The organism is Burkholderia sp. IO2, assembly GCF_029522185.1.
GTDB classification, from domain to species: Bacteria; Pseudomonadota; Gammaproteobacteria; order Burkholderiales; family Burkholderiaceae; genus Burkholderia; species Burkholderia cenocepacia.
The window spans coordinates 112164-138071 of the sequence record NZ_JAKWFH010000007.1; the positions used below are offsets into that span (position 1 = coordinate 112164).

Sequence of the window (25908 nt, forward strand, 5' to 3'; positions counted from 1 at the left end):
ACAGATACGGCCGCAGACGCTTTTGACCGAACTGTACTGGCCGCCCGACGAGGACAGGCCTCCGGCGGCCGGGCCGGCCGAGGTCGCGCCGAATCGGGTCGGGTCGTCGAGGCCACATGAGTGCCGCCCGAACCTGCACGGCGCGGCGGCTTTCCCTACAATGTCGGCTGTCCCGCGCCACCGCCCCGCCGTCATGTTCCAACGCCCGCCTGCCGCCGCTCCCGGCGAAAAGAACCTCACCGTGATGCTCTGGCTCGTTGCGACGGGCTTCTTCATGCAGACGCTCGACGCGACGATCGTCAACACGGCGCTGCCGTCGATGGCCGCGAGCCTCGGCGAATCGCCGTTGCGGATGCAATCGGTCGTGATCGCGTACTCGCTGACGATGGCGGTGATGATCCCCGTGTCGGGCTGGCTCGCCGATACGTTCGGCACGCGGCGGGTGTTCTTCAGCGCGATCCTGGTGTTCTCGCTCGGCTCGCTGCTGTGCGCGAACGCCCATACGCTGACGCAACTGGTCGCCTTCCGCATCGTGCAGGGCGTCGGCGGCGCGATGCTGCTGCCGGTCGGGCGGCTCGCGGTGCTGCGCACGTTCCCGGCCGAACGCTACCTGCCCGCACTGTCGTTCGTCGCGATTCCGGGCCTGATCGGCCCGCTGATCGGGCCGACGCTCGGCGGCTGGCTCGTGAAGATCGCGTCGTGGCACTGGATCTTCCTGATCAACGTGCCGGTCGGCGTCGCGGGCTGCATCGCGACCTTCTATTCGATGCCCGATTCGCGCAACCCGGCCGCCGGCCGCTTCGACCTGAAAGGCTATCTGCTGCTGACGATCGGCATGGTCGCGATTTCGCTGTCGCTCGACGGGCTCGCCGATCTCGGCATGCAGCACGCAGCCGTGCTCGTGCTGCTGATCCTGAGCCTCGCGTGCTTCGTCGCGTACGGACTGTACGCGGTGCGCGCGCCGCAGCCGATCTTCTCGCTCGAGCTGTTCAAGATCCACACGTTCAGCGTCGGGCTGCTCGGCAACCTGTTCGCGCGGATCGGCAGCGGCGCGATGCCGTACCTGATCCCGCTGCTGCTGCAGGTGAGCCTCGGCTACTCGGCGTTCGAGGCCGGGCTGATGATGCTGCCGGTCGCGGCGGCCGGCATGTTCTCGAAGCGGATCATCACGCGCCTGATCACGCGGCACGGCTACCGCAAGGTGCTGCTCGCGAACACGATCATGGTCGGCGTGATGATGGCGAGCTTCGCGCTGATGCGCGACACGGTGCCGGTGTGGGTGAAGGTCGTGCATCTCGCGCTGTTCGGCGGGTTCAACTCAATGCAGTTCACCGCGATGAACACGCTGACGCTGAAGGATCTCGGCACCGGCGGCGCGAGCAGCGGCAACAGCCTGTTCTCGCTCGTGCAGATGCTGTCGATGAGCCTCGGCGTCACGGTCGCCGGCGCGCTGCTCGCGACGTTCACCGGCATGCTGCGCACCGTGACGCCGAGCAACACGCTGCCGGCGTTCCATGCGACGTTCGTCTGCGTCGGGATCATCACGGCCGCGTCCGCGTGGATCTTCGCGCAGCTCGCCCCCGAGATCCGCAGCACCGCGCGCAAGACCGATCCGTCCGAGCGCGCGTGAGCGCGGCGCGCGCCGAATCGGGCCGGCGCGCACCATCGCGGTGCAACGCGACCCGGCCCCGTGCGCGTGCCAAGCGCGACGGGCGGCCGCACGCAGCGCGCAGCCGTGCATGCTTCTTGCTCGCCTATTCTGTAGGTAAACTGGCAGTCTCCCTTCGGCCGACATCATGAGCATGATCGAAATCGATCCCCCCGGCTTTCAGCCGCCCCGCCCCGTCGCCGGCGACGACGGGAACCGGCGCACCGTGCTGTACGGCGGCTACACCGTGTTCAGCGTGTTCCAGCCCGTGTTCTCGGTGTCGCACCGGCGCGCGATCGGCTATCACGCGTCGCTGCGCGCGCACGACGAGGAAAGCCGCCAGGTGGCGTCGCACGAGGTGTTCACGCAGGCGGCGCGGCGCGGCGACCTGCTCGAGCTCGGCCGGCTCGCCGAATCGTTGCATCTCGGCAACTTCCACGCGTTCGACAGCCACGACGAATGGCTCTTCCTGAGCCTGCATCCGGCCGCGCTGATGGACACCATCTACGGCGACGCGCTGCTCGCGAACCTGAAGGCGCTCGGGCTGCCGCCGCACCGCGTGGTGCTCGAGGTGCCCGAACAGGCCGGCGGCGAGACGCCGCGCTATGCGGCGATCATCGACGGGCTGCGCAAGGCCGGCTTCCTGATCGCGCTCGTCGGGTTCGGCGCGAAGCATTCGAACGTCGATCGCGTGTGGCACCTGCATCCGGACATCGTCACGCTCGACCGCGGCATCCTCGCGCAGGCGAGCGAGCACTCGCATCTCGAACGCGTGCTGCCGGGGCTCGTGTCGCTGCTGCACGAATCCGGCCAGCTCGTGCTGATGGGCGGGCTCGCGACCGAACGCGACGCGCTGATCGCGCTCGAATGCGACGTCGATTTCGTGCAGGGCCAGTACTTCGCGGGGCCGAGCGTCGATCCCGTGCAGCCGCAGGCCGCCGCGGGCTGCATGGACACGCTGTCGGCCGCGCTGCGGCTGCGCGTCGCGCAGCGCGAGCGCACGCAGGCGGAACGGCTCGCGCCGTACGTCGCCGCGCTCGAGGAAGCGAGCCGCCGGCTCGGCGCGGGCGAGTCGCTCGTCGATGCGGCCGCCGCCGTGCTCGGGCTGCCCGAGACCGCGCGCTGCTTCCTGCTCGACGCATCGGGCCGCCAGATCGGCGACAACGTGCTCGCGCGCGGCAGCGTATCGCAACGCGCGAAGCGTTTCCGGCCGCTGCTGCATTCCGAAGGCGCGAGCTGGGAACGCCGCCCGTACTTCATCGATGCGATGCGCGCGCCGGGCGGCGTGCATCTGACGGCGCCCTACCTGTCGATCAACGAGGCCCACCTGTGCGTGACCGCGTCGATCGCCGCACCGGCCGCGACGGGCATGCAGGTGCTCTGCGTCGACATCAACTGGGAAGCGGCCCTCAGCCGCGAGTAACTGCGCCGGCGCGGCGCGCTCACGCGTCGCCGCCCGCCTTGCGCACGATCAGCCGGTGCACGCGCTTGCCGGACGACGCACTGACCACCTCGTGTTCGTCGATCACGTGCACGCCGGCGCCCAGCGCCGCATGCATCCGCGCCGAATCGAGCGGCGTATAGAGGCGGCCGCGCTCGTCGCGCAACATGCCGCTTCCGGCCACCCGCCAGCTCAGGTACAACGTGCCGCCCGGCATCAGCAGATCGGCGAGCCGCGCGGCGGCGGCCGCGGCGTCCGCCTGTTCGAGATGCATGACGACGGTTTCGCACAGCACGTTGCGAAACGCGCCGGACGGTACGCCGGCCAGCGCCGGCAGCGCGGCCAGTTCGAACGTCAGACCGCGATGGCGTCGCCGCGCCTCGTCGAGCAGCGCGGCGCTCGCGTCGTAGCCACGCACGTCGAAGCCGCGCGACGCGAGCCAGGCCGTGTCGCGCCCCGCGCCGCATCCGACGTCGGCGGTCAGCCCCGGCGAGAAATGCTGTTCGAGCAGCGCATACATGTCGTCGGGCGCGGCCTGGTCGAGCCAGTCCTGCGCGTATTGCGCGGCATGCGCGTCGTAGGCATCGAGGGTCGGGCGATCCACCATGGCGATTGCTCCGCAAAGGCGTCGGATGACGCACTCCGCATCTTAGTCGTTGCGCACGGCCCGCGCCGCCGCGTGGTCGACGCCGGGAGCACCGCCAGCCTACGCGGCCGGCACGTGGCCCGCATGCGGCGCCTGCGCGGCGAGGTCGGCCCACAGCGCATCGCCGCGCCACGCCGGACGCACCGCCGCGCGTTCCGCGTCGTGGACGAGCGCGCACAGCCGCGCATTGACCGGCGCCGGCGCACCGAAGCGCCCGGCCAGCCGCACGATTTCGCCGTTGATCCACTCGACTTCCGTCGCGCGGTGCGCGGCGAGATCGTCGGACATCGACGACCGCGCCAGCGGATCGATCGCGAGCATGCGGCCGCCGACCACGCGAAACGCCGCATCCGGCAGGTCGAGCACGGCCGGGATCCACGCGGCCGGCAGCGGCGTCAACCGCGCGGGCCGGATCGCGGCCCGCGCCAGCCAGTGCAGCGCCTCGCGCTGGGCCAAGGCGACGCAGCGCCGGTACGTGCGTTGGGCAAGTTCGGCGCGCAGCGGCACATTCGCGAGCGCATTGACCGCGTTGTTCAGGTTGAGCAGGAGCTTCGCCCACTGCACGGCACGCATGTCGCGATGCAGCACGAGCGGCAGCCCGGCGCGCGCGAACGGGCCAATGAACGGCTGCAGCGCGGCCGACGCGTCGGTCGCCAATCTGCCGGCCGAACCCTGGTGAAACGCGCCGGGACCGCGCTCGATCACGTTGAACGGCACCATGCCGGCCAGCACCGTCGCTTGCGGGAGCGCGTCGCGCAGCACGTCTGCGTTGTGCAGGCCGTTCTGGAAGCTGATCACGATCGTGCCGGGCCGCAGCACGCCGGCCAGTTGCGCGGCGGCCTCGCGCGTGGCCGCCGACTTCACCGCGACGAATACGAGCCGTGCGTCGGCCGCGGCGGCCGGCTCGGTGGCGAATCCGACATCGGCCGGCGCAAGCGCGGCGCGATAACCGCGCCGATCGGTCAACGTGAGCCCGTGCAGCTGAATCGCGTCGCCGATCCGCGCGCGGCCGACGAGCGTCACGTGCGCGCCGGCCGCCGCGAGACGGCCGCCGAGATAGCAGCCGACCGCGCCCGCGCCGAACACGCAGACCGGCCCGGCCGGCGCATCAGACATGCGAATGCGCGCCGCCATGCACCGGGCCCGCGCGCCGCTCGACTTCGCGGCGCACGTCGGCGCGCAGCCCCGCGAAAAACGCGACCTCGGCGACGACGAACAGCGGCCCGACGATCAGGCCGACCAGATCGTCGACGAACGCGGGCTTGCGGCCTTCGAACCAGTGCCCGACGAACTGCACGATCCAGCCGACGACGAACGCGCCGCTGCCGATCGCGAGCCATTGCGCGGTCGGCAGCGGCGCCAGCGACTGCGCGGCCCACAGGCCGAGCGCGAGCAGCACGGTCATCACGATCCCGAACCGCAGGTCGAGACGCAGGTAGAACAGCGCCGACACGACGGCGAGCAGCAGCGCCGGCGACAGCGCGATGTCGGCCAGCATCCCGAGCGCCGGCCGCGACAGCAGCACCTCGACCGCGAACACGATCATCGGGATGCCGACCAGATGCGTCGCGATGTTGCGCGCGTCGCGATGGTAGGCCGCATACTGGGAAAGATGGTCTTCGAGGGTCTTCATGGCGTCTCCTGATCGGTCATCGAGCGCTATGATGCGCGTCACGCCCGAGAACCTCTGTCAGCTACCCGACATCGCGTGCCCATGCCTTCTTCGCTCGCCCCGTACCTGCCGCAGATCGAAGCGAACCCGTGGTTCGCCGGGCTGCCGCCCGCGCTGCGCGCCGACCTGATCGCCCGCGCGACGCTGCGCCGCCTGCCGTCCGGCCATGCGCTGTTCCGGCGCGGCGACCCGCCGTGCGGGCTGTACGCGGTACTGGCCGGTTCACTCACGATAGGCGCGGTCGATCCGCACGGCAAGGAAGCGCTGCTGACGGTGGCGGAGCCCGTCACGTGGTTCGGCGAGATCGCGTTGTTCGACGGCCAGCCGCGCACGCACGACGCCGTCGCGCTCGACGACACGCTGCTGCTGCACGTGCCGCAGGCTGCACTGCTCGCGATCCTCGATGCGACGCCGCAATACTGGCGGCAGTTCGCGCTGCTGATGGCGCAAAAGCTGCGCCTGAGCTTCCTGACGGTCGAATCGATGAGCGTGATGCCGGCCGCGCAGCGGCTCGCCGCGCGGCTGTTGATGATCGCCGAGGGCTACGGCGGCATCAGCGCCGGGCGCACGCACATCCGGCTGTCGCAGGAAACGCTCGCGTCGATGCTGTCGCTGACGCGGCAGACCACCAACCAGTTGCTGAAGGCGCTGCAGGCCGACGGCGTCGTGCGGCTGCACGTCGGCGAGATCGAGCTCGTCGACATCGATGCGTTGCGGCGCGCGAGCGGGCTCGGCGACGGCCCGTACTGAACCCCGCACAACGGCCCCGACCGGCCGCTACGCGCTGCCCCGCGGCCGCCGAGTTGCGCTATCGTGGCGGCTCGTTCCGTCCGCCGCGCGCACCGCCTTGAACACGTCGACCCTCCCCGCCCCCGCCCGTCATCCGTGGCCCGTCTTCATCGCGTTCCTGCGGCTCGGTCTCACGTCGTTCGGCGGGCCGGTCGCGCATCTCGGCTACTTTCGCGCGGAATTCGTCACGCGGCGCGGCTGGTTCACGGAGCGCACCTATGCCGATCTGGTCGGGCTGTGCCAGTTCCTGCCGGGGCCGGCGAGCAGCCAGGTCGGGATGGCGATCGGGCTCGCGCGCGCCGGCTACGCCGGCATGTTCGCCGCGTGGCTCGGTTTCACGCTGCCGTCGGCGCTGCTGATGATGCTGTTCGCGCTCGGCGTTCACGCGACGGGCGCACCGATCGAAGCCGGCGCGCTGCACGGGCTGCGCATCGTGTCGGTCGCGGTGATCGCGCAAGCCGTGTGGGGCATGGCGCGCACGCTGTGCCCGGATGCGCGGCGCGTCACGCTGATGGCCGCGGCCGCGTGCGTCGCGCTGCTCGCGCCGGCCGCGTGGACGCAGATCGCGGTGATCGTCGTGGCTGGCGCGGCCGGTCTCGTGCTGCTGCCGCAACCGGCGCGCGACGCGCACGAACCGTTGCCGCTGCACGTGTCGCCCCGCGCGGGCGTGCTGTGGCTTGCGCTGTTCGCGGCGCTGCTCGTCGCGCTGCCGTTCGCGGCCCGCGCGCTGCGCTCCGATACGCTCGCCGTCGTCGATGCGTTCTTCCGCACGGGCGCGCTCGTGTTCGGCGGCGGCCATGTGGTGCTGCCGCTGCTGCAGGCGGCCGTGGTCGCGCCCGGCTGGGTCGGCGATTCGGCTTTCCTGGCCGGGTATGGGGTCGCGCAGGCCGTGCCGGGGCCGCTGTTCACGTTCTCGGCGTTCCTCGGTGCGTCGCTGCGCGATGCGCCGAACGGCTGGCTCGGCGGCACGATCGCGCTCGTGTCGATCTTCGCGCCGTCGTTCCTGCTGATCGCCGGCACCGCGCCATTCTGGGAACGCCTGCGCCGCAGCGCGCACATGCAGGCCGCGCTCGCCGGCGTGAACGCGGCCGTCGTCGGGCTGCTGCTCGCCGCGCTCTATCACCCGGTCTGGACCGACACGATCGTCGCGCCGCGCGACCTGGCCGCCGCGCTGGTCGCGTTCGTCGCACTGGTGTTCTGGCGCGTGCCGCCATGGGCCGTGGTGATCGCGAGCGCCACGTTCGGCTGGGTGCTGGGCATGGCCGGCTGATCCGGCCGATTCGACGCGTTCAGGGCGAGACACAAAAAACAAAAAGCCCTCGAAACGAGGGCTTTTTCTCGATGCCGCGCGCCGTGGCGGCGCGCAGGCGGCGGACTTACGCGAAGTTCTTCGCTGCGAAGTCCCAGTTCACGATGTTCCAGAACGCCTCGACGAACTTCGGACGGGCGTTGCGGTAGTCGATGTAGTACGCGTGTTCCCACACGTCGATCGTCAGCAGTGCCTTGTCGGCGGTCGTCAGCGGCGTGGCGGCGTTGCTCGTCGACACGATGTCGAGCGAACCGTCGGCCTTCTTCACGAGCCATGCCCAGCCCGAACCGAACGTGCCGACCGCGGCCTTCGTGAACGCTTCCTTGAATGCGTCGTACGAACCCCACTTCGCGTTGATCGCGTCGCCCAGCGCGCCCGTCGGTGCGCCGCCGCCGTTCGGCGACAGGCTGTTCCAGAAGAACGTGTGGTTCCAGATTTGCGCGGCGTTGTTGAAGATGCCGCCCGACGACTTCTTCACGATCTCTTCCAGCGGCAGGTTTTCGAATTCCGTGCCCGGGATCAGATTGTTCAGGTTCGTCACATAAGCCTGATGGTGCTTGCCGTAGTGGTACTCGATCGTCTCTTTCGAGATGGTCGGCGCGAGTGCGTCTTCAGCGTACGGGAGCGGCGGGAGCGTATGAGCCATGGCGATTCCTTCGTTGAGTATGTAGGGAGGCTGTGTTGGATGCTGCCGAGCGTCCGATTGTAGGCGAGGACGAATAACCCCGCAAACTCACGGGCCATTTATCCGCGGTATGCGGAAAAGCGATGCTGGCGCAACGTCCGGCAGGACGAACCCGACGATGCGCAGCATCCGTGCCCGCCCGCGTCGCGTTCGTTGCGACGATCGCCGCGTGTCGCTCGCGCCGGTTACGTCAGATCGTATCGGTCAGCCGCGGCTGCACGTCGGCGAGCGACACGTCGGCCGAGCCTTCGGCGAGATGCACGGTCAGGCGCCGCTGCGGCTTCAGCGCGTTCGGCGCGCGCACCGCGCGGCCCGTCTGCGCATCGATCAGCGCCGCATAGCCGCGCTCGAGCGTGCGCTGCGGGCTCAGCACCTCGAGCCGCGCCGCACAGGCCGACACACGCGCCGTGTCGCGTTCGTGACGGCGCTGCAACGCACTAGCCAGACGTTGCGACAGCCCCGCGAGCGCATGGCGCGCCTGTGACGCATCGGGCCGCGCGCGCTGCCAGCGCAGTTGCGCGAGCGCGAAACGCGCGCGTGCATCGCGCACCGGCCGCGACGCCGCCGACGCCAGCCGCGCCGCGAGCTGCTCGACGTGCGTGCGTTGCCGCTGCAGCCGCTCGGCCGGGCTCACGAGCCGGCGTGCAAGCCAGTCGAGCTGCTGCGCGCGCTGTTCGAGTCGGCGCGCCATGCCGCGCGCGAGCGCACGCTGGCGCTCGTCGACCTCGCGCAGCAGCAGCGCGCGTTGCGGGCTCGCGAGTTCGGCCGCGCCGGTCGGCGTCGGCGCGCGCAGGTCGGCCGCGAAGTCCGCGATCGTGAAATCGGTTTCGTGGCCGACACCGCTGACGACCGGCAGCTCGCTCGCCGCGATCGCGCGCGCCAGCGCTTCGTCGTTGAACGACCACAGATCCTCGATCGAGCCGCCGCCGCGACACACCAGCAGCACGTCGACCTCGCGCCGCGCATTCGCGGTCGCGACGGCCGCGACGAGCTTCTCGGCGGAACCGGCGCCCTGCACGGGGGCCGGATAGACGATCACCGGAATGTGCGGCGCGCGCCGGGCGAGCGTGGTGAGCACGTCGCGCAGCGCGGCGGCCTGCAGCGACGTGACGATGCCGATCGCGCGCGGGTGGGGCGGCAACGGCCGCTTGCGCTCGGGGGCGAACAGACCCTCGGCTTCGAGCTGCGCCTTCAGCCGCAGGAACGCCTCGTACAGGCGCCCCTGCCCGGTGCGTCGCACGGCTTCGACGTTGAGCTGCACTTCGCCGCGCGGCTCGTACATCGTGACGACCGCGCGCACTTCGATGCGGTCGCCTTCGCGCGGCGTGAATTCGGCGTATTGCGCGCGGCCGCGGAACATCACGCAGCGCATCTGCGCCTGCTGGTCCTTGATCGAGAAATACCAGTGGCCGCTCGCGGCGCGCGTGAAATTCGATACTTCGCCCGAAATCCACAGCAGCGGAAACGAGCGCTCGAGCATCGTCGAAATCGCGCGATTGAGCGCCGAAACGGGAATCACTTCGTCGCCGCCGCGCGTGGCGCCGGGCGCGGAAAAAGGAGAGTCGGAAAGCATGGACGGTCGGATGAATGCTGGCGGCGTCACGATAGTCCGACACGCGTGCGGCGTCCAGCGCCGCCGCATTCGCCGCCACGCGCGGAAAGTGTCCACACTCTGGCATTCGTCCGCGTAAAACGCGCGGAAACCGCTAAAAAAACCAGACAATTCTTCGTAACACCTTGATTTTTATAGTTTTTTAAACCTTTCAAAATAATTCACATCCGATTCGATGCCCGCCGGGCGGGCGTTTGAGGCAATCGACCGGGGAGTTTTTCACAGAGTTATCCACAGGGCGCCACGATCCGGCCCCGGGCGCTGCGGCGGCCGGTCGCGCTTGCCGCGCCGGCGTGCGGCGCGCTAGAGTGCCGCCTTCCACGGACCCTGCGGCATGCGCCGCCCAACGGAGAATCCGCCTTGACGAATCCGTCCCTCGCCGCGGCGCACGACGCGCCGCGCCCGGCCCGATGAGCGCGCCCGGCGGCCCGCTCGCGCGACTCGAAGCGCGCCTGACACGCGAATGGCAGCGCCGCGGCGCGCTCGCGTGGGCGCTCACGCCGTTCGCCTGCGTGTTCGGCCTGTGCGCGGCGCTGCGGCGCACCGCTTACGCGCAAGGCTGGAAGCAGCCGGTCGACGTCGGCGTGCCGGTCGTCGTGGTCGGCAACGTGACCGTCGGCGGCACCGGCAAGACGCCGACCGTGATCGCGCTCGTCGACGCGCTGCGCGCGGCCGGCTTCACGCCCGGCGTCGTGTCGCGCGGCTATGGCGCGAACGTGAAGGCGCCGACCGCCGTCACGCCGGCGTCGCGCGCGGGCGCGGCCGGCGACGAACCGCTGCTGATCGCGCGCCGCACCGGCGCGCCCGTGTGGGTGTGCCCCGATCGCGTCGCGGCCGCGCAGGCGCTGCGCGCCGCGCATCCGGACGTCGACGTGATCGTCAGCGACGACGGCCTGCAGCACTACCGCCTCGCGCGCACCGTCGAGCTCGTCGTATTCGACCACCGGCTCGGCGGCAACGGTTTCCTGCTGCCGGCCGGCCCGCTGCGCGAGCCGCTGTCGCGGCACCGCGACGCGACGCTCGTCAACGACCCGTACAGCGGCGCGCTGCCGCCCTGGCCCGACACCTACGCGCTCGCGCTGACGCCGGGCGCCGCGTGGCACCTCGACCAGCCCACGCTGCGCCGCCCGCTGTCGCAGTTCGCGAACGAACGCGTGCTCGCCGCAGCCGGCATCGGCGCGCCGGAGCGCTTCTTCGCGACGCTGCGCGCGGCCGGTCTCGCGCCGGCGACCCGCGCGCTGCCGGACCATTACGCGTTCGCGGACAATCCGTTCGTCGACGATGCCGTCGATGCGATCCTGATCACCGAGAAGGATGCAGTAAAATTGGGCGCTTCCTGGCGCGACGCCCGACTGTGGGTGGTCCCCGTCGAAGCCGCGCTCGACCCTCGCCTCATTGCCCTCGTTGTGGAGAAACTCCGTGGACGCTCGCCTGCTTGAAATCATTGTGTGCCCTATCTGCAAAGGCCCGCTCCACTACGACCGTGCCGCGCAGGAGCTGATCTGCAACGCGGACAAGCTCGCCTACCCGATCCGCGACGGCATCCCCGTGATGCTGGTCGACGAAGCGCGCCAGACCGTCGAAGGCACGCCGGTCGACCCGGCCGGCCGCTGAACCGCCGCGCCGCTCGCCCGGCGCACCGATTCGACACAGGCGGCCCGGCCCCGGCCGGGTCGCCGCACTCGCCGGGCGACCGGCTTCCGGCGTCGCCCGCCCCGTCCTTCTCAACGCTCCCCGATGACTCACCCGCAACCCTTCATCGCCGTCATTCCCGCCCGGCTCGCGTCGACGCGGCTCCCGAACAAGCCGCTCGCCGATCTCGGCGGCAAGCCGATGGTCGTGCGTGTCGCCGAGCGCGCGCGCGAAGCGGGCGCGCAACAGGTGCTCGTCGCATCCGACGCGCAGAGCGTGCTCGACGCGGCGCGCGATCACGGCTTCGAGGCGGTGCTCACGCGCGCCGATCATCCGTCCGGCACCGACCGGCTCGCGGAAGTCGCGGCGGCCTTCGGCTGGCGCGACGACACCGTGGTCGTCAACGTGCAGGGCGACGAGCCGCTGATCGACCCCGTGCTCGTGCGCGACGTAGCGTCGCACCTCGCCGCGCATCCGGCGTGCGCGATCGCGACCGCGGCCCATCCGATCCACGACGCGGCCGACGTGTTCAACCCGAACGTCGTGAAGGTCGCGCTCGACGCGCAGAGCGTCGCGCTGTACTTCTCGCGCGCGCCGATTCCGTGGAGCCGCGATGCATACCAGCCGCACTGGCCCGACGTCGCGGCCATGCCGGCGCCGGCCTTCCCGGTCTACCGGCACATCGGCCTCTATGCGTATCGCGCGCGTTTCCTGCGCACCTATCCGTCGCTCGCGCAGGCGCCGATCGAACAGGCCGAGCAGCTCGAACAGCTGCGCGCGCTGTGGCACGGCGAGCGCATCGCGGTGCTGATCACCGAGTCCGCGCCCGAAGCCGGTATCGACACGCCGGCCGATCTCGCGCGCGTGCAGGCCCTTTTTCAGCCGGGTTCAAAATAACCCGTGGCATAATCAGGCGATTGTGCGAGCCGTCCGCGACCAGCGCGTCCTCGCTTGACCCCGCCCGTGGCCCTGCCGGCAGCCGCGCGTCGCCCAAGCCGACGCGTCGCATCAGACCGGTCCGCCGCGCGCCGGGCAAGCCCCGCGCCCGCCGTCGCCGACGCCTTTGTGTCTCGCCACACGAATCTACATACTTGGAGATATCACCATGCGTTTGATCCTGTTGGGCGCGCCCGGCGCGGGAAAGGGCACCCAGGCAAACTTCATCAAGGAAAAATTCGGCATCCCGCAAATCTCGACGGGCGACATGCTGCGCGCGGCCGTGAAGGCCGGCACGCCGCTCGGCGTCGAGGCGAAGGGCTACATGGATGCCGGCAAGCTCGTGCCGGACGCGCTGATCATCGGCCTCGTCAAGGAGCGCCTGAAGGAATCCGACTGCGCGAACGGCTATCTGTTCGACGGTTTCCCGCGCACGATCGCGCAGGCTGACGCGATGAAGGAAGCCGGCGTCGCGATCGACTACGTGCTCGAGATCGACGTCCCGTTCTCGGAAATCATCGAGCGCATGAGCGGCCGTCGCACGCACCCGGCATCGGGCCGTACGTACCACGTCAAGTTCAACCCGCCGAAGGTCGAAGGTCACGACGACGTGACGGGCGAACCGCTGATCCAGCGCGACGACGACAAGGAAGAAACTGTCAAAAAGCGTCTCGAAGTATACGAAGCGCAGACCAAGCCGCTGATCACGTACTACGGCGACTGGGCGCAGCGTGGCGAGGAAAACGGTCTGAAGGCGCCGCAGTATCGCAAGATCTCGGGCCTCGGCACCGTCGACGAAATCCGCGAGCGCGCGTTCGACGCACTGAAGTAAGCAGCGCGTCGCGCACCCGCAAGCCGCCCGTTCCGGGCGGCTTTTTTTTGCCTGCCGCGATTGGCACGATCGCGCGCGGGTCGCCGCCGCGCGGCGGCGCCCCGTACAATCGGTCGAACGCGTGGGTCGTGCGAGCGGCGCACCGGAGTTTCAGCCGATCGCTCGGGGTCGGGCACGCGCACGCGCAAGAAAAAACGCCCGCGATGCGGGCGTTTTTTTCGTGTGCCGGTGGACGTGCGCCGATGGCTCGGCTCACTCCTCGCCGTCGCGCTGCATCCGTTGCCGCAGTTCGCTCACCTGCGATTCGACGACGGTCGCATCGTCCGCATCCGGTCGCTCGCCGAGATACTGCTCGAGATCCTCGAGCGCGGGGCGCAGGTAGTCGAGCCGCGCATACGCGAAGCCGCGGTCGCGCACCTCGTCGAGCTGCTCGGGCAGCAGGATCACGAGCCGCTGCTGCACCGCGAGCAGCCGCTGCCAGCGTTCCGTCTGCAAATAGATCGTCTTCAGATTGCGCAGCATCCGCGCGATGATCTCGCGGCTCGTCGCCGGCTGCAGCAGCGCGCGCAACGCGCTGTCGACCGCGCCGGCCGCACGCGCGACGTACGGCTCGAGCATCTCGACCATCTCGGCTTCGGACAGCGAATGGCCGTTGGTCGGATCGATGATCAGGTCACCGTCCGGCAGCGTCACGCGCAGCAGGAAATGGCCAGGGAACGATACGCCGCGCGCCGGTACGCCGATCTGCTCGGCGAGTTCCAGGTACAGCACCGACAGCGAGATCGGGATCCCGCGCCGCCGTTTCAGCACGGCGTTCAGGTGGCTGTTATCGGGGTCGTAGTAATCGTTGTGATTGCACGCGAAACCGAGCTCGCGGAAGAAGAAGTCGTTCAGCGCGGCGACGCGGCCCTTCAGGTCCGCATCGTCGGCGAGCCGCCGGCGCAGCCGCGCCGCCAGCATGTCGAGTTCGGCCAGCGTGCCCTGCAGGTCGAGGTCGGGATACGCGTCCTGCGCCAGCGACAGCGCGGCTTCCGTGACGGGCAGACTGTCGTCGTCCGCCACGAGCGTGCTGAAGTAGTCGAGGACGCGGGTCATTGCGGTCGTCACTTGGCGCGCCTTCTGAAGTAAGCGTATTTGAAGCCCATCACCCACAACATACCGAAATATAGTGCAGCAAACAGCACGAGGCACGCGGCCATCAGCGCAATGCGATCGAGCGGCTGCGCGCGCATCCCGGTCCAGTCGAAATTGATCGCGCACCAGTGCATCAGGCCCGCGAGCACGAGCGCCGCGCCGACGAGCTGCACGAAAAAGCGCAGCCAGCCCGGCGACGGCTGGTAGATGCCGCGCTTGCGCAACCCGAGGAACAGCAGCAGCGAATTCAGGCACGCACCGACGCCGATGCTCAGCGTGAGCCCCGCGTGGCCGATCAGCGGCACGAACACGTAGTTCGAGAGCTGCGTGACGATCAGCACGCCGATCGCGATCTTCACCGGCGTCTTGATGTCCTGCTTCGCATAGAAGCCCGGCGCGAGGATCTTGATCAGGATGATGCCGACGAGGCCGATTCCGTACGTCGCGAGCGCGCGCGCGACCATCGTGACGGTATGCGCGTCGAACTTGCCGTAGTTGAACAGCGTCGCGGTGAGCGGCGTCGCGAAGAAGAACAGCGCGAGCGCGCTCGGCGCCGCGAGCAGGAACGTGACGCGCAGCCCCCAGTCGAGCAGCGCCGAATATTCGTGCGAGTCGGCGTCGACGTGCGCCTTCGACAGGCTCGGCAGCAGGATCGTGCCGAGCGCGACGCCGAGCAGCGCCGTCGGGAACTCCATCAGGCGGTCGGCGTAATTGATCCACGACACCGCGCCCTGCCCGAGCCGCGACGCGATGTTGGTGTTGATGATCAGCGACAGTTGCGCGACGGACACCGCGAACGTCGCCGGCACCATCTTCGCGAGCACGCGCTTCACGCCCGGATGACGCAGCGCGCGCAGCGGATTCAGGCCGATCAGCGGCACCATGTCGACCTTCTTCAGGCCCGGCAGCTGCACGAGAAACTGCAGCACGCCGCCGACGATGACGGCCCACGCGAGCGCGTAGACCGGCACCTTCAGGTGCGGCGCGACGAACACGGCCGCGGCGATGAACGCGACGTTGAGCAGCACCGGCGCGAACGCGGGCAGCGAGAAGCTCTTGTACGTGTTCAGCACGCCCGACGCGAGCGTGGTCAGCGAAATGAACACGATGTACGGGAACATGATCCGCGTCATCGTGACCGCGAGCGGGAACGCCTGGCCGTCGCTGTGCAGGCCGGACGCGACCGCGAACACGACCCACGACGCGCCGGCGATCCCGACGACCGACAGCACGGCCAGCGCCCACGCGAGCACGGTGGACATCGCGTCGACGAGCGCCTTCGTCGCATCGTGCCCCTGCTGGTTCTTGAACTCGGCGAGGATCGGCACGAACGCCTGCGAGAACGCGCCTTCGGCAGACAGGCGGCGCAGCAGGTTCGGAATGCGGAAGGCGACGTAGAACGCGTCGGTGTATTGACTGGCGCCGAACGCACGGGCGATCAGCGTCTCGCGGGCCAGTCCGGTCACGCGCGACAGCAGCGTGAAGCCGCTGACCGTCAGCAGGGCTCGGAATAGATTCATGGGGCGCTTATTATACGGACGTTGCGCGACCCGGCCACCGGCCGATACCGAAAAGCGCGGCCGCCGCCGGCGCCCCGCCCGGCGGGCGTTAAGTCGAACTTGCCACTCGCTTGATTTTGTTGCTATAATCGCCGGTTTCTGGGCTCGTACATGCACGGCAACTGCCGTTTTCATGTCCCGGCCTCGGTTAAAATCACCGTTTTTTATGCGCCCCTGGGCAATCGTTCTCAGGGGACGGATCGAAAAGCAGCGCTTGGCCGTCAGGCTCCAAGCTCTGGAAACAGGACAGGATAAGGAACCGTCATGGCTAACTCCGCACAAGCACGCAAGCGCGCCCGCCAGGCCGCGAAGGCAAACTCGCACAACTCGGCGCTGCGCTCGAAATTCCGTACCGCGATCAAGTCGGTTCGCAAGGCTGTTGAAGCCGGCGACCAGGCAAAGGCTGCCGAGCTGTTCAAGGCTGCCGTGAAGACGATCGACACGATCGCCGACAAGAAGATCGTTCACAAGAACAAGGCCGCTCGCAGCAAGAGCCGCCTGGCCGCAGCCGTCAAGGGTCTGCAGGCAGCAGCGTAAATCCGGTGCGCCCGCTCGCGCGGGCGTTCCTGTTTCCTGCGATCACGAAAAAGCCCGCCTAGGCGGGCTTTTTCGTTGCCGGTCGCTCGCGCATCACGCGCGGCGGCGACCTGTACGCGGGCGGGCACGGCACGCGCCCGCCGGCATCACTTCTTCGCGTTGTAGTCCGGCAGCTCGCACGCCTCGGTCACGACGAGGTTGTTGTCCTTCGCGAAATTCAGCACGAAATCGAAAGCCATCGGCTCGATGTCGCGCAACCGCGAATCGAGGATCACGCATTTCAGGTCGCCGAGCATCGTCGGACGCACGTACAGCGAATACTTGAGACGTGCATTCGGCCCGCTCGCCCCCGGCCCGAAGCAGGCCATCACACCGGCCAGACGTTCCGACCAGTCGCTCGGGCGAAACTTTTTCCCGTCTTTCGTGATGCCCTGGATGAAAAATTCGGTCGGAGGGGTTTCAGCCATGTGGTTACCCAAGTGACGGCCCGGCGATGTCCAGGCAACGGCGCCTGGATACGCGAACACAAAGCTGGAGGGTCGGCGGCACAAGCTCATCGATATCCCGAAAACGGGGCGTCGAGGCGCGCCGCCGGTGGACTGCACCGGATGTGTGCAGCGCACGGCTTGTGTCCGGCAGAGCGCGAAAAGCCTTGCCTGCCGGGCTGGAGAAAACTTTCGAATTATACCGCAGCGCGCCATCGCGCGTCGTCCCGACGCCCGTCTTCCCGCACTGCGGATCGCGCGCGGCGATCCTGCCCCGCGTCGCTCCACGGCTCGTCAAAGCACAGAAAATCCTTTATGCTGCTTTGAGTTATCCACACCCGACGGCGGCGCCGTCCGGCCTCGCTGCCGGGTGAGACCCGCCGTATTTCGTTTCATGACCGCCAAAACCATTCGTCACTACCTGCAGTTCAAGGATTTCTCGCTGGAAGACTACGAGTACGTGCTCGAACGCACGGGTATCCTGAAGCGCAAGTTCAAGAACTACGAGACCTATCACCCGCTGCACGACCGCACGCTCGCGATGATCTTCGAGAAGAGCTCGACGCGCACGCGCCTGTCGTTCGAGGCCGGGATCTTCCAGCTCGGCGGTCACGCCGTCTTCATGAGCACGCGCGACACGCAGCTCGGCCGCGGCGAGCCCGTCGAGGATTCCGCGCAGGTCATCTCGCGAATGGTCGACATCATCATGATCCGCACGTTCGAGCAGGACGTGATCACGCGCTTCGCGCAGAACTCGCGCGTGCCGGTGATCAACGGCCTGACGAACGAATACCACCCGTGCCAGGTGCTCGCCGACATCTTCACGTACTACGAGCACCGCGGCCCGATCGCCGGCAAGACCGTCGCGTGGGTCGGCGACGCGAACAACATGCTCTACACGTGGATCGAAGCCGCGCAGATCCTCGGCTTCAAGCTGCGCCTGTCGACGCCGCCCGGCTACGCACTCGACATGAAGCTCGTGTCGCCCGACAGCGCGCCGTTCTACGAGGTGTTCGACGATCCGAACGAAGCGTGCAAGGGCGCCGATCTCGTGACGACCGACGTGTGGACGAGCATGGGCTTCGAGGCCGAGAACGAGGCGCGCAAGCAGGCATTCGCCGACTGGTGCGTCGACGAGGAAATGATGGGCCATGCGAATCCGGACGCCCTCTTCATGCACTGCCTGCCCGCGCACCGCGGCGAGGAAGTGACGGCCGGCGTGATCGACGGCCCGCAGAGCGTCGTGTGGGACGAAGCGGAAAACCGCCTGCACGTGCAGAAGGCGCTGATGGAGTTCCTGCTGCTCGGCCGCCTCAAGCACTGACGCGCCGCAACGCACACGCGTAAAAAAGCGCCGATCGACGATCGGCGCTTTTTGTTTGGGCGCGCCAAAACCGGCGCGCACTGCGTTACAGGCAGACCGGTTCCGCCTCCAGCTCGACACCGAACTGCGCGCGCACGTCGGCCTGGATCGCCCGCGCCAGCGCCAGCACATCGGCACCGGTGGCGCCGCCGCGATTGACGAGCACGAGCGCCTGGCGGTCATGCACGGCCGCCGCCCCGAGCGCGCGCCCCTTCCAGCCGCAGCGGTCGATCAGCCAGCCGGCCGCGAGCTTCACGTGCCCGTCCGGCTGCGGATACGACACGACCTCCGGCACGCGGGCGCGCAGCGCATCGAACTGCGCGGCGTCGATCACCGGATTCTTGAAGAAACTGCCCGCATTGCCGAGCACCAGCGGATCGGGCAGCTTCGCGCGGCGGATCGCGACGACCGCATCGAACACGTCGCGCGGCGTCGCCGCCTCGGGCGTGATGCCGCGCGCGTCGAGCTCGCGTGTGACGTCCGCGTAGCCGAGCCGCGGCGTCCATTGCTTCGGCAGCCGGAACGTCACCGCGACGATCGCGAACCGGCCGCGCCCTTCCCGCTTGAAGAAGCTGTCGCGGTAGCCGAATGCGCAGCGCGCGGCGTCGAAGCGCTCGCGGCGCCCCGTCGCCAGCTCGACCGCGACCAGCGAATCGAAATACGCCTTCATCTCGAGGCCGTACGCGCCGATGTTCTGGATCGGCGCGGCGCCGACGGTGCCCGGGATCAGCGCGAGATTCTCGAGGCCCGGCATCCCGTGCTCGAGCGTCCACGCGACGAACGCGTGCCAGTTCTCGCCGCCGCCGGCCTCGACGTACCACGCGTCGTCGTCCTCGCGCAGGATGCGGCGGCCCGCGATCTCGTCGAGCAGCACGACGCCGTCGAAATCGCGCGTGAACACGATATTGCTGCCGCCGCCGAGCACGAGTTGCGGCAGGGTCGCGACCCGCGGGTCGCGATGCAGCGCCTCGAACTGCGCCGCCTGCGTGATGCGCGCGGCGAAGCGCGCGCGCGCGGCGATGCCGAACGTGTTGTGCGCGGCGAGCGGATGGTCGGGAAGCAGCGACAGGGCGGAATCGTCAGGGGGCATCGGCATTCGCGGTCACGTCCGCCCGGGCGGCGCATGGCCGGCCTTGGGCAAACGGAGGGGCATCGGTAAAATGGCAAACAGTCCGCAATTATAGCGAGTGCCCGCGCGCGAGCCGGGTGCCCGCATCTCAAGGGAGAATGCCATGCCATCGTTCGACGTCGTTTCCGAAGCGAACATGATCGAAGTGAAGAACGCCATCGAGCAGTCGAACAAGGAAATCTCGACGCGCTTCGACTTCAAGGGCTCCGACGCACGCGTCGAGCAGAAGGAACGCGAGCTGACGCTGTTCGCCGACGACGATTTCAAGCTCGGCCAGGTCAAGGACGTGCTGATCGGCAAGCTGGCCAAGCGCAACGTCGACGTGCGCTTCCTCGACTACGGCAAGGTCGAGAAGATCGGCGGCGACAAGGTCAAGCAGATCGTCACCGTGAAGAAAGGCGTGACGGGCGACCTCGCGAAAAAGATCGTGCGCCTCGTGAAGGACAGCAAGATCAAGGTGCAGGCGAGCATCCAGGGCGACGCGGTGCGCATCTCGGGCACGAAGCGCGACGACCTGCAGAGCACGATCGCGATGCTGCGCAAGGACGTGACCGACACGCCGCTCGACTTCAACAACTTCCGCGACTGAGCGGCCGCCGGCCCGTCGCGTCATCCGGCCGGGCCCCGCACACGCGGCGCGCCCGGCGCGCGGCCAGCGCCGCGCGTTCTCAGGCCTTCCCGCCGTCCGCGGCCGCCTTCTTCTTGTCGCCGATCCGGCTCTCCTGCCCCGCGAGCAGCTTCGAAATGTTGCCGCGGTGACGCCACACGAGCAGCACGCTCATCGCGAGCACGGCCCACGCGACCGGGTTATGGCCCGGCGTGCCGAACAGGAACACGTCGAACACCGGCGCGAACACGGCCGCCACCAGCGCCGCGAGCGACGAATAGCGGAAGAAGAACGCGACGATCAGCCAGGTCAGCGCGGTCGCGAGCCCGAGCACCGGGTGCACGGCGAGCAGCACGCCGGCCGCGGTCGCCACGCCCTTGCCGCCCTGGAAGCGGAAGAACACCGGGTACAGGTGGCCGAGGAACACGGCGATCGCGACCCACGCGACCGCGACGTCGGGCAGGCCGAAGTGACGGGCGAGCCAGACGGCGATCCAGCCCTTGAACGCGTCGCCGACGAGCGTCAGGATCGCGGCCTTCTTGTTGCCGCTGCGCAGCACGTTGGTCGCGCCGGGATTCTTGGATCCGTACGAACGCGGGTCGGCCAGGCCCATCACGGAACTGACGACGACGGCGAACGACACCGAACCGATCAGGTAGGCAACGAGGGCGGCGAGCAGGATCTGCATGCGGAGGACTCTTCTTTCAACGTATCGGGAAAGGGATGGCCGTGCGCGGCAAGCCGGCAGGCCGAAACGGCGCCCATTCTACCGAACGGGCGCGGCGTGCCACGAAGGTGAAACCCTCAGTCGACGCTCGCGCACTGCACGGGCCGCGCGCCGAGCAGCGACGTGAGCACCGCCGGCGCGAGGCTGACCAGGTAGCCGCGCCGGCCGCCGTTCAGGTAGATCGTCGGCAGGTCGAGGATCGTCGCCTCGACGTAGACGGGCATCGTCTTGCGCGTGCCGAACGGCGACGTGCCGCCGACGAGATAGCCCGAATGGCGATTCGCGACCTCGGGCTTGCACGGCTCGACCCGCTTCGCGCCGATCTGCCGCGCGAGATTCTTGGTCGACACCGTGCGGTCGCCGTGCATCAGCACGATCAGCGGCTTCGCGTGTTCGTCTTCCATCACGAGCGTCTTCACGACGCTGTGCTCGTCGACGCCGAGCTGGCGCGCCGATTCGCCGGTACCGCCGTGCTCGACGTATTCGTACGGATGCTCGCCGAATGCGACGCCATGACGGCGCAGCAGTTGGGTCGCGGGGGTTTCGGACACGTGTCTGGATTTGCTCATGGCGGCATTTTAATGGCGAACGATCGACGCTCGCGCAATCGCGTGCCGGCGCCGACGGTATACTCGCGGCCCGTTTTCCGCCGGCCCGCCGCATCGCGGTCACGATCATGCCCATCATCATTGCAGACATCGTGAAGCGCTATTGCCCGATTGGCCAATTGTGGCGCGCGCGCCGTCATGGCACGATCGTTCGCAAATATCGTCGGCCCGCCGCCGGCCCCTCATCTGGAGACGCCATGTCCTCGCCCGTCCGTTCATCCGAATCGCTCGATGTCGATGCGCTGCTCGCCGCGCTGCCGCGTCGCATCGCCGACGTGCCCGCGCGCCGGGCCGCGCAGTCGCCCGCGCAGCCGGCGCTGATCGAGGATGCGCGCCGCCTGTCGTACGGCGATCTGGCGCAGGCCGTCGATGCGGCGGCCGCGCGGCTGGCGAGCCTCGGCGTGCAAGGCGGCGACCGCGTGATGATCGTCGCGGAAAACTGCGTCGCGCAGATCGTGCTGCTGTTCGCGGCCGCCCGCCTCGACGCGTGGGCGCTCGTGTCGAACGCACGGCTGTCGGCCGCCGAACTCGATGCGATCGCCGCGCATGCACGCCCTAAGCTGACCGCGTTCACGACGGACGCCTCACCCGACGCCCGCGCCCACGCCGAGCGGATCGGCGCAATGCCGGCCGGCGCGCTGCCGGTCGACATCGGCGCGTGGTCGTATCGCGTCGACGCGAGCGCGCCCGCCGAACCGGTGGCCGCCGACGGCGCCGCCCAATGCGCGGCGCTGATCTACACGACCGGTACGACCGGCACGCCGAAAGGCGTGATGCTGTCGCACCGCAACCTGCTGTTCATCGCGGCGACGTCGAGCGCGCTGCGCCGCGTGTCGCCGGATGACGTCGTCTACACGGTGCTGCCCGTGTCGCACGTGTACGGGCTCGCATCGGTGTGCCTGGGCAGCCTGTATGCAGGCGCGACGCTGCGGCTCGCGCCGCGCTTCTCGCCGGAAGCCGTCCGCGTCGCGCTCGCCGACGAAGGCGTGACGATCTTCCAGGGCGTGCCCGCGATGCACGCGAAGCTGCTCGAACACCTGCACACGCACGGCCACGCATGGCGCGCGCCGCGGCTGCGCTTCGCATATTCGGGCGGCTCGCCGCTCGATGCGAACCTGAAGGCGCGCGTCGAGCGCCTGTACGGCGTGCCGCTGCACAACGGCTACGGGATGACCGAAAGCAGCCCGACGATCACGCAGACGCCGCTCGACGCGCCGCGCACGGACAGTTCGGTCGGCGTGCCGATTCCGGGCGTCGACGTGCGGATCGTCGCGCCGGACGGCACCGACGTGCCGCCGGGCGAAGTCGGCGAGATCCGCGTGCGCGGGCCGAACGTGATGCTCGGCTACTACCGCAACGCGGATGCGACGCGCGCGGCCGTGTCGCCGGACGGCTGGCTGAGCACCGGCGATCTCGCGCGGCAGGACGCGGACGGCGCGGTGACGATCGCGGGCCGCAGCAAGGAGCTGATCATCCGCTCGGGCTTCAACGTGTATCCGGTCGAGGTCGAGCAGGTGCTGAACGCGCATCCGGACGTCGTGCAGGCGGCCGTGATCGGCCGCGCGATCGACGGCAACGAGGAAGTGCTCGCGTTCGTCGAGCGCGTGCCGGGCGCGGCGGTCGACGAGGCGGCATTGCACGCATGGTGCGCGGACCGGCTCACCGCTTACAAACGCCCTGCGCACATCCGCGTGCTCGATGCGTTGCCGGCCGCATCGACCGGCAAGGTGCTCAAGCACCGGCTGCGCGAGCTCGTCTGACGCGCCCTGCGATGCGCGGCGCAGTCCGCATCGGCGCCCCGCCCCACCACGCTGCGTCGAACGCCCGCGTCGCGCGTCAGCCGCGCGGGTGATGCTGCGCGTGCAGCGTCTTGAGCCGCTCGCGCGCGACGTGCGTATAGATCTGCGTGGTCGAGATGTCGCTGTGGCCAAGCAGCAACTGCACGACGCGCAGGTCGGCGCCGTGGTTCAGCAGGTGCGTCGCGAACGCGTGCCGCAGCGTGTGCGGCGACAGGTGCGCGCGCACGTCGGCCTGCTGCGCGTGACGCTTGATGATGTTCCAGAACTGCTGGCGCGTCATCCCGTCGCCGCGCGCGGTCACGAACAGCGCATCGGCCGCGCGTGCGCCGAGCAGCGCGGGCCGCGCGTCGCGCAGGTAGCGTTCGATCCAGCCGTGCGCGACTTCGCCGAACGGCACGAGCCGCTCCTTCGAACCCTTGCCCATCACGCGCACGACGCCTTCGTTGAGGCCGACTTCGACGGTCTTCAGCGTCACGAGCTCGCTCACGCGCAGCCCGCTCGCGTACATCAGCTCGAGCATCGTGCGATCGCGCAGGCCGAGCGGCGTGCCGATGTCCGGCGCGCCCAGCAGCGCCTCGACCTGCGCCTCCGACAATGTCGACGGGAACCGGGCCGCCTGTTTCGCGGACGTGATCCGCAGCGTCGGGTCGGCGCTCGCGCGATGCTCGCGCACGGCCCAGCCGTAATAGCGACGGAACACGGACAGTCGCCGGTTCGACGACGTCGCCTTGCCGTCGCTGCGCGCGGCGATGTAGCCGGTCACCATCGCCTCGTCGGCGCCGTCGAGCGGCGCGGCATGCGTCGCGGCCAGCCATTGGGAAAACAGCACCAGATCGCGCCGGTACGCATCGAGCGTGTTGCGCGCGAGGCCGTGTTCGAGCCACAACGCATCGCAGAACACGTCGATCGATGCGCGGCTCGCGAGCAGCGCGGGCGATGCCGCGACGGCATCGTCGTCGGTTTCGGGGATCGTCACAGGTTCGCTCATCGGTACGGCACACCCTCGTGCGTCAGCAGCCAGCGCTTCACTTGCTGGTAATAGCCGTTGTCGTCGTGGTTCGCGAACCCGCCGAGGCCACCCGCCGCGACGACGCGATGGCACGGGATCACGAGCGGGAAGTAGTTCGCGCCGCACGCCTGGCCAACCGCGCGCGGCGCGCTGCCGATCCGCTTCGCGACCTGGCCGTAGGTGAGCACCGTGCCGGGCGGGATATCGCTGATCACGTCCCACACGCGATGCTGGAATGCGCTGCCGACATCGGCGAGCGGCAGGTCGAAGCGTGCGGACGCGCGCTCGAAATAACGTTCGATCTGCTTGACCGCGCGCTTCGCGAGCGCCGAATCCGGATCGACCGACTTCATCGATTCGGGCAGATAGACGATCTCGCGCACCACCGCGGCATCCGTACGGATGCCGACCTTGCCGAACGGCGCGTCGATGACTGCGTTGAACATTGCCTTCTCCTGACCGGGGGATGCGCGCGGCCCTGCCCGCGCGCCGACGACACTTTACGCCGCCTTCACGCGGCTCGCAGCGCCCATTCGACATGCTCGCGCACGAGCGGCGACGGATCGTCGGCCCGGGCGCGCAGCGCGGCGACGATCGCGTCGCGCGCCGCCGGCGAGAGCCGGTCCGCACCCGCGCGCAGCGCATTGCCGAGCCCGACCGCGAGATTGCGCAGCCAGCTTTCGTAGCCGATGCGCCGGATCGCACTGCCCTGCATCCGCGTGTCGAACGTGTCGGCATCCCACGCGAACAGCTCGACGAGCGTCGCGCGATCGAGACCGTGCCGCACGTCGAAATCGGCGACGGGCGCGGCCTGCGCGAACTTGTTCCACGGGCACACGAGCTGACAGTCGTCGCAGCCGTACACGCGATTGCCGATCATCGGCCGCAGCGGCTCGGGAATGCTGCCTTTCAGCTCGATCGTCAGGTACGAGATGCAGCGGCGCGCATCGATGCGGTACGGCTCGACAATCGCGCCGGTCGGGCACGCGTCGATGCAGCGCGTGCAGTTGCCGCAATGCGCGCCGGGCGTCTCCGGCGCGCGGTCGGGCGCCGTATGCGCGTCGGTCGGCAGCGGCAGGTCGACGTATATCTCGCCGAGAAAGAACAGCGAGCCGGCATCGCGCTGCAACAGCAGCGTATGCTTGCCGCGCCAGCCGACCCCGGCCTTCTGCGCGAGCTCGACCTCGAGCACCGGCGCCGAATCGGTGAACACGCGGTAGCCGAACCCGCCGATCTCGTGCTCGATACGCTCCGCGAGCATCTGCAGCCGGTTGCGCAGCAACTTGTGATAGTCGCGGCCGCGTGCATAGATCGACACGACGGCCGCCTGCGGATCGTCGAGCCGTGCCCGTTCGCGGGCGCGCCAGTCGTGCGGCACGAGCGCGCCGGGCTCGCCGCCGGGCGCGCCGTCAGCGAGCGTTTGGGCCGGCAAATAAGCGAGCCGCACGGAAATCACGCGTCGCGTACCGGCCACAAGTTCGGCCGGCCGCGCGCGTTTCATCCCATGTTTCGCCATATAATCCATTTCGCCGTGGTATCCGGCTTCCAGCCAGGCGGCGAGGCCCGCTTCGGCATCCGAGAGATCGGTATCGCTGATGCCGATCGCCCCGAAACCCAATTCGCGCCCCCACGCCCTGATGCGAGCGGCGAGCGCAGTCAACGCCGCATCGTCGAGCGCGCACGGCGCCGCGCCTTCGTCACGAGTCGAAGGCCTGTCGGATGCGGCGCGTTCCGGTAGTCGGTTCATCG

26 protein-coding genes are annotated in these 25908 nt (G+C 69.1%); 12 read left to right on the forward strand and 14 right to left on the reverse strand.

Going from position 1 to position 25908, the window contains the following annotated elements; genetic code table 11:
• Positions 1-193 precede the first annotated feature (193 nt).
• Together mdtD and MMB92_RS06480 are read left to right on the forward strand one after the other, a co-directional pair.
• The gene (gene mdtD, locus MMB92_RS06475) at positions 194-1630 is read left to right on the forward strand and encodes a multidrug transporter subunit MdtD (protein WP_006490788.1); all 1437 of its coding nucleotides are present in this window, start codon (positions 194-196) and stop codon (positions 1628-1630) included.
• Between the two features lie 166 nt (positions 1631-1796).
• On the forward strand, positions 1797-3071 hold the full coding sequence (locus tag MMB92_RS06480) for an EAL domain-containing protein (RefSeq protein ID WP_006496463.1): 1275 nt from the start codon (positions 1797-1799) through the stop codon (positions 3069-3071).
• A gap of 19 nt (positions 3072-3090) precedes the next feature.
• Here the strand turns inward: MMB92_RS06480 and MMB92_RS06485 are convergent, their stop codons facing one another.
• From MMB92_RS06485 to MMB92_RS06495, 3 genes are all read right to left on the reverse strand, one after another.
• Positions 3091-3696, reverse strand: a complete 606-nt coding sequence (locus tag MMB92_RS06485; RefSeq protein ID WP_006496464.1) for a methyltransferase domain-containing protein — start codon at positions 3694-3696, stop codon at positions 3091-3093.
• Between the two features lie 99 nt (positions 3697-3795).
• Positions 3796-4851 carry a 2-dehydropantoate 2-reductase gene (locus MMB92_RS06490; RefSeq protein WP_124633741.1) on the reverse strand — a complete coding sequence of 352 codons (1056 nt, stop codon included), beginning with the start codon at positions 4849-4851 and terminating at the stop codon, positions 3796-3798.
• Positions 4844-5368 (reverse strand): Mpo1-like protein, encoded by a 525-nt coding sequence (locus MMB92_RS06495; protein ID WP_006496466.1) that lies wholly within the window; start codon positions 5366-5368, stop codon positions 4844-4846. The genes MMB92_RS06490 and MMB92_RS06495 overlap by 8 nt, the downstream gene beginning before the upstream one ends.
• Before the next feature lie 81 nt (positions 5369-5449).
• Here MMB92_RS06495 and MMB92_RS06500 point away from each other — a divergent pair, with 81 nt between their 5' ends.
• Positions 5450-6157, forward strand: a complete 708-nt coding sequence (locus MMB92_RS06500; RefSeq protein ID WP_006491070.1) for a Crp/Fnr family transcriptional regulator — start codon at positions 5450-5452, stop codon at positions 6155-6157.
• A gap of 97 nt (positions 6158-6254) precedes the next feature.
• Positions 6255-7466 (forward strand): chromate efflux transporter, encoded by a 1212-nt coding sequence (gene chrA, locus MMB92_RS06505; protein ID WP_277562605.1) that lies wholly within the window; start codon positions 6255-6257, stop codon positions 7464-7466.
• 106 nt (positions 7467-7572) lie between these two features.
• Here the strand turns inward: chrA and sodB are convergent, their stop codons facing one another.
• Both sodB and xseA read right to left on the reverse strand, forming a co-directional pair.
• Positions 7573-8151, reverse strand: a complete 579-nt coding sequence (gene sodB / locus MMB92_RS06510) for a superoxide dismutase [Fe] (protein WP_006489396.1) — start codon at positions 8149-8151, stop codon at positions 7573-7575.
• 229 nt (positions 8152-8380) lie between these two features.
• The gene (xseA, locus tag MMB92_RS06515) at positions 8381-9763 is read right to left on the reverse strand and encodes an exodeoxyribonuclease VII large subunit (protein WP_058901755.1); all 1383 of its coding nucleotides are present in this window, start codon (positions 9761-9763) and stop codon (positions 8381-8383) included.
• A 449-nt stretch (positions 9764-10212) separates the two neighbouring features.
• On the opposite strand from xseA, the gene lpxK reads away from it, so the two are divergent.
• From lpxK to adk, 4 genes are all read left to right on the forward strand, one after another.
• Positions 10213-11241, forward strand: coding sequence for a tetraacyldisaccharide 4'-kinase (lpxK, locus tag MMB92_RS06520; protein ID WP_277562606.1), 1029 nt, complete (start codon positions 10213-10215; stop codon positions 11239-11241).
• The gene (locus MMB92_RS06525; RefSeq protein WP_006482216.1) at positions 11222-11416 is read left to right on the forward strand and encodes a Trm112 family protein; all 195 of its coding nucleotides are present in this window, start codon (positions 11222-11224) and stop codon (positions 11414-11416) included. The genes lpxK and MMB92_RS06525 overlap by 20 nt, the downstream gene beginning before the upstream one ends.
• A 123-nt stretch (positions 11417-11539) precedes the next feature.
• Positions 11540-12331, forward strand: coding sequence for a 3-deoxy-manno-octulosonate cytidylyltransferase (gene kdsB / locus MMB92_RS06530; protein WP_006482208.1), 792 nt, complete (start codon positions 11540-11542; stop codon positions 12329-12331).
• Between the two features lie 208 nt (positions 12332-12539).
• Positions 12540-13202, forward strand: a complete 663-nt coding sequence (adk, locus tag MMB92_RS06535; protein WP_006482212.1) for an adenylate kinase — start codon at positions 12540-12542, stop codon at positions 13200-13202.
• A gap of 252 nt (positions 13203-13454) precedes the next feature.
• Here adk and MMB92_RS06540 read toward each other — a convergent pair whose 3' ends face one another.
• Together MMB92_RS06540 and murJ are read right to left on the reverse strand one after the other, a co-directional pair.
• A complete protein-coding gene (locus tag MMB92_RS06540) occupies positions 13455-14297 on the reverse strand; it encodes a tetratricopeptide repeat protein (protein ID WP_012492832.1) in 843 nt (280 codons plus the stop codon).
• 8 nt (positions 14298-14305) lie between these two features.
• Positions 14306-15856: a murein biosynthesis integral membrane protein MurJ gene (murJ, locus tag MMB92_RS06545; protein WP_006482209.1), complete on the reverse strand. Its 1551-nt coding sequence runs from the start codon at positions 15854-15856 to the stop codon at positions 14306-14308.
• A 303-nt stretch (positions 15857-16159) separates the two neighbouring features.
• On the opposite strand from murJ, the gene rpsT reads away from it, so the two are divergent.
• Positions 16160-16432 (forward strand): 30S ribosomal protein S20, encoded by a 273-nt coding sequence (gene rpsT, locus MMB92_RS06550; RefSeq protein ID WP_006482211.1) that lies wholly within the window; start codon positions 16160-16162, stop codon positions 16430-16432.
• 146 nt (positions 16433-16578) lie between these two features.
• On the opposite strand, the gene MMB92_RS06555 is transcribed toward rpsT, so the two are convergent.
• Positions 16579-16899, reverse strand: coding sequence for a DUF3579 domain-containing protein (locus MMB92_RS06555; protein ID WP_006482210.1), 321 nt, complete (start codon positions 16897-16899; stop codon positions 16579-16581).
• 412 nt (positions 16900-17311) lie between these two features.
• Here MMB92_RS06555 and argF point away from each other — a divergent pair, with 412 nt between their 5' ends.
• Positions 17312-18241, forward strand: coding sequence for an ornithine carbamoyltransferase (gene argF, locus MMB92_RS06560; protein ID WP_006482207.1), 930 nt, complete (start codon positions 17312-17314; stop codon positions 18239-18241).
• An 85-nt stretch (positions 18242-18326) separates the two neighbouring features.
• On the opposite strand, the gene murB is transcribed toward argF, so the two are convergent.
• A complete protein-coding gene (murB, locus tag MMB92_RS06565) occupies positions 18327-19376 on the reverse strand; it encodes a UDP-N-acetylmuramate dehydrogenase (RefSeq protein ID WP_060264791.1) in 1050 nt (349 codons plus the stop codon).
• A 136-nt stretch (positions 19377-19512) separates the two neighbouring features.
• Here murB and MMB92_RS06570 point away from each other — a divergent pair, with 136 nt between their 5' ends.
• Complete coding sequence (locus MMB92_RS06570; protein ID WP_006482217.1) at positions 19513-19998, forward strand: YajQ family cyclic di-GMP-binding protein; 486 nt, start codon at positions 19513-19515, stop codon at positions 19996-19998.
• Between the two features lie 79 nt (positions 19999-20077).
• Here the strand turns inward: MMB92_RS06570 and plsY are convergent, their stop codons facing one another.
• On the reverse strand, positions 20078-20704 hold the full coding sequence (gene plsY / locus MMB92_RS06575) for a glycerol-3-phosphate 1-O-acyltransferase PlsY (protein WP_048988975.1): 627 nt from the start codon (positions 20702-20704) through the stop codon (positions 20078-20080).
• 116 nt (positions 20705-20820) lie between these two features.
• Entirely contained in the window at positions 20821-21312 is a 492-nt protein-coding gene (gene ybaK, locus MMB92_RS06580; RefSeq protein ID WP_043205388.1) for a Cys-tRNA(Pro) deacylase, read from the reverse strand.
• Between the two features lie 236 nt (positions 21313-21548).
• Here ybaK and MMB92_RS06585 point away from each other — a divergent pair, with 236 nt between their 5' ends.
• On the forward strand, positions 21549-23111 hold the full coding sequence (locus MMB92_RS06585) for an AMP-binding protein (protein ID WP_048988974.1): 1563 nt from the start codon (positions 21549-21551) through the stop codon (positions 23109-23111).
• A gap of 76 nt (positions 23112-23187) precedes the next feature.
• On the opposite strand, the gene xerD is transcribed toward MMB92_RS06585, so the two are convergent.
• The 3 genes from xerD to queG form a co-directional block, all read right to left on the reverse strand.
• Complete coding sequence (xerD, locus tag MMB92_RS06590) at positions 23188-24138, reverse strand: site-specific tyrosine recombinase XerD (RefSeq protein ID WP_059721404.1); 951 nt, start codon at positions 24136-24138, stop codon at positions 23188-23190.
• Positions 24135-24605: a methylated-DNA--[protein]-cysteine S-methyltransferase gene (locus MMB92_RS06595; RefSeq protein ID WP_006496476.1), complete on the reverse strand. Its 471-nt coding sequence runs from the start codon at positions 24603-24605 to the stop codon at positions 24135-24137. The genes xerD and MMB92_RS06595 overlap by 4 nt, the downstream gene beginning before the upstream one ends.
• A gap of 65 nt (positions 24606-24670) precedes the next feature.
• Positions 24671-25906: a tRNA epoxyqueuosine(34) reductase QueG gene (gene queG / locus MMB92_RS06600; RefSeq protein WP_277562607.1), complete on the reverse strand. Its 1236-nt coding sequence runs from the start codon at positions 25904-25906 to the stop codon at positions 24671-24673.
• Positions 25907-25908 lie beyond the last annotated feature (2 nt).

Coding starts and splice junctions, on each gene's coding strand:
- MMB92_RS06570 (WP_006482217.1), top strand. CDS start 19,513: ATGCCATCGTTCGACGTCGTTTCCGAAGCGAACATGATCGAAGTGAAG.
- mdtD (WP_006490788.1), top strand. CDS start 194: ATGTTCCAACGCCCGCCTGCCGCCGCTCCCGGCGAAAAGAACCTCACC.
- argF (WP_006482207.1), top strand. CDS start 17,312: ATGACCGCCAAAACCATTCGTCACTACCTGCAGTTCAAGGATTTCTCG.
- xseA (WP_058901755.1), bottom strand. CDS start 9,763: ATGCTTTCCGACTCTCCTTTTTCCGCGCCCGGCGCCACGCGCGGCGGC.
- MMB92_RS06485 (WP_006496464.1), bottom strand. CDS start 3,696: ATGGTGGATCGCCCGACCCTCGATGCCTACGACGCGCATGCCGCGCAA.
- MMB92_RS06490 (WP_124633741.1), bottom strand. CDS start 4,851: ATGTCTGATGCGCCGGCCGGGCCGGTCTGCGTGTTCGGCGCGGGCGCG.
- xerD (WP_059721404.1), bottom strand. CDS start 24,138: ATGAGCGAACCTGTGACGATCCCCGAAACCGACGACGATGCCGTCGCG.
- MMB92_RS06595 (WP_006496476.1), bottom strand. CDS start 24,605: ATGTTCAACGCAGTCATCGACGCGCCGTTCGGCAAGGTCGGCATCCGT.
- murJ (WP_006482209.1), bottom strand. CDS start 15,856: ATGAATCTATTCCGAGCCCTGCTGACGGTCAGCGGCTTCACGCTGCTG.
- queG (WP_277562607.1), bottom strand. CDS start 25,906: ATGAACCGACTACCGGAACGCGCCGCATCCGACAGGCCTTCGACTCGT.
- MMB92_RS06500 (WP_006491070.1), top strand. CDS start 5,450: ATGCCTTCTTCGCTCGCCCCGTACCTGCCGCAGATCGAAGCGAACCCG.
- lpxK (WP_277562606.1), top strand. CDS start 10,213: ATGAGCGCGCCCGGCGGCCCGCTCGCGCGACTCGAAGCGCGCCTGACA.
- MMB92_RS06480 (WP_006496463.1), top strand. CDS start 1,797: ATGAGCATGATCGAAATCGATCCCCCCGGCTTTCAGCCGCCCCGCCCC.
- adk (WP_006482212.1), top strand. CDS start 12,540: ATGCGTTTGATCCTGTTGGGCGCGCCCGGCGCGGGAAAGGGCACCCAG.
- MMB92_RS06555 (WP_006482210.1), bottom strand. CDS start 16,899: ATGGCTGAAACCCCTCCGACCGAATTTTTCATCCAGGGCATCACGAAA.
- MMB92_RS06540 (WP_012492832.1), bottom strand. CDS start 14,297: ATGACCCGCGTCCTCGACTACTTCAGCACGCTCGTGGCGGACGACGAC.
- kdsB (WP_006482208.1), top strand. CDS start 11,540: ATGACTCACCCGCAACCCTTCATCGCCGTCATTCCCGCCCGGCTCGCG.
- ybaK (WP_043205388.1), bottom strand. CDS start 21,312: ATGAGCAAATCCAGACACGTGTCCGAAACCCCCGCGACCCAACTGCTG.
- MMB92_RS06495 (WP_006496466.1), bottom strand. CDS start 5,368: ATGAAGACCCTCGAAGACCATCTTTCCCAGTATGCGGCCTACCATCGC.
- MMB92_RS06585 (WP_048988974.1), top strand. CDS start 21,549: ATGTCCTCGCCCGTCCGTTCATCCGAATCGCTCGATGTCGATGCGCTG.
- plsY (WP_048988975.1), bottom strand. CDS start 20,704: ATGCAGATCCTGCTCGCCGCCCTCGTTGCCTACCTGATCGGTTCGGTG.
- murB (WP_060264791.1), bottom strand. CDS start 19,376: ATGCCGATGCCCCCTGACGATTCCGCCCTGTCGCTGCTTCCCGACCAT.
- rpsT (WP_006482211.1), top strand. CDS start 16,160: ATGGCTAACTCCGCACAAGCACGCAAGCGCGCCCGCCAGGCCGCGAAG.
- sodB (WP_006489396.1), bottom strand. CDS start 8,151: ATGGCTCATACGCTCCCGCCGCTCCCGTACGCTGAAGACGCACTCGCG.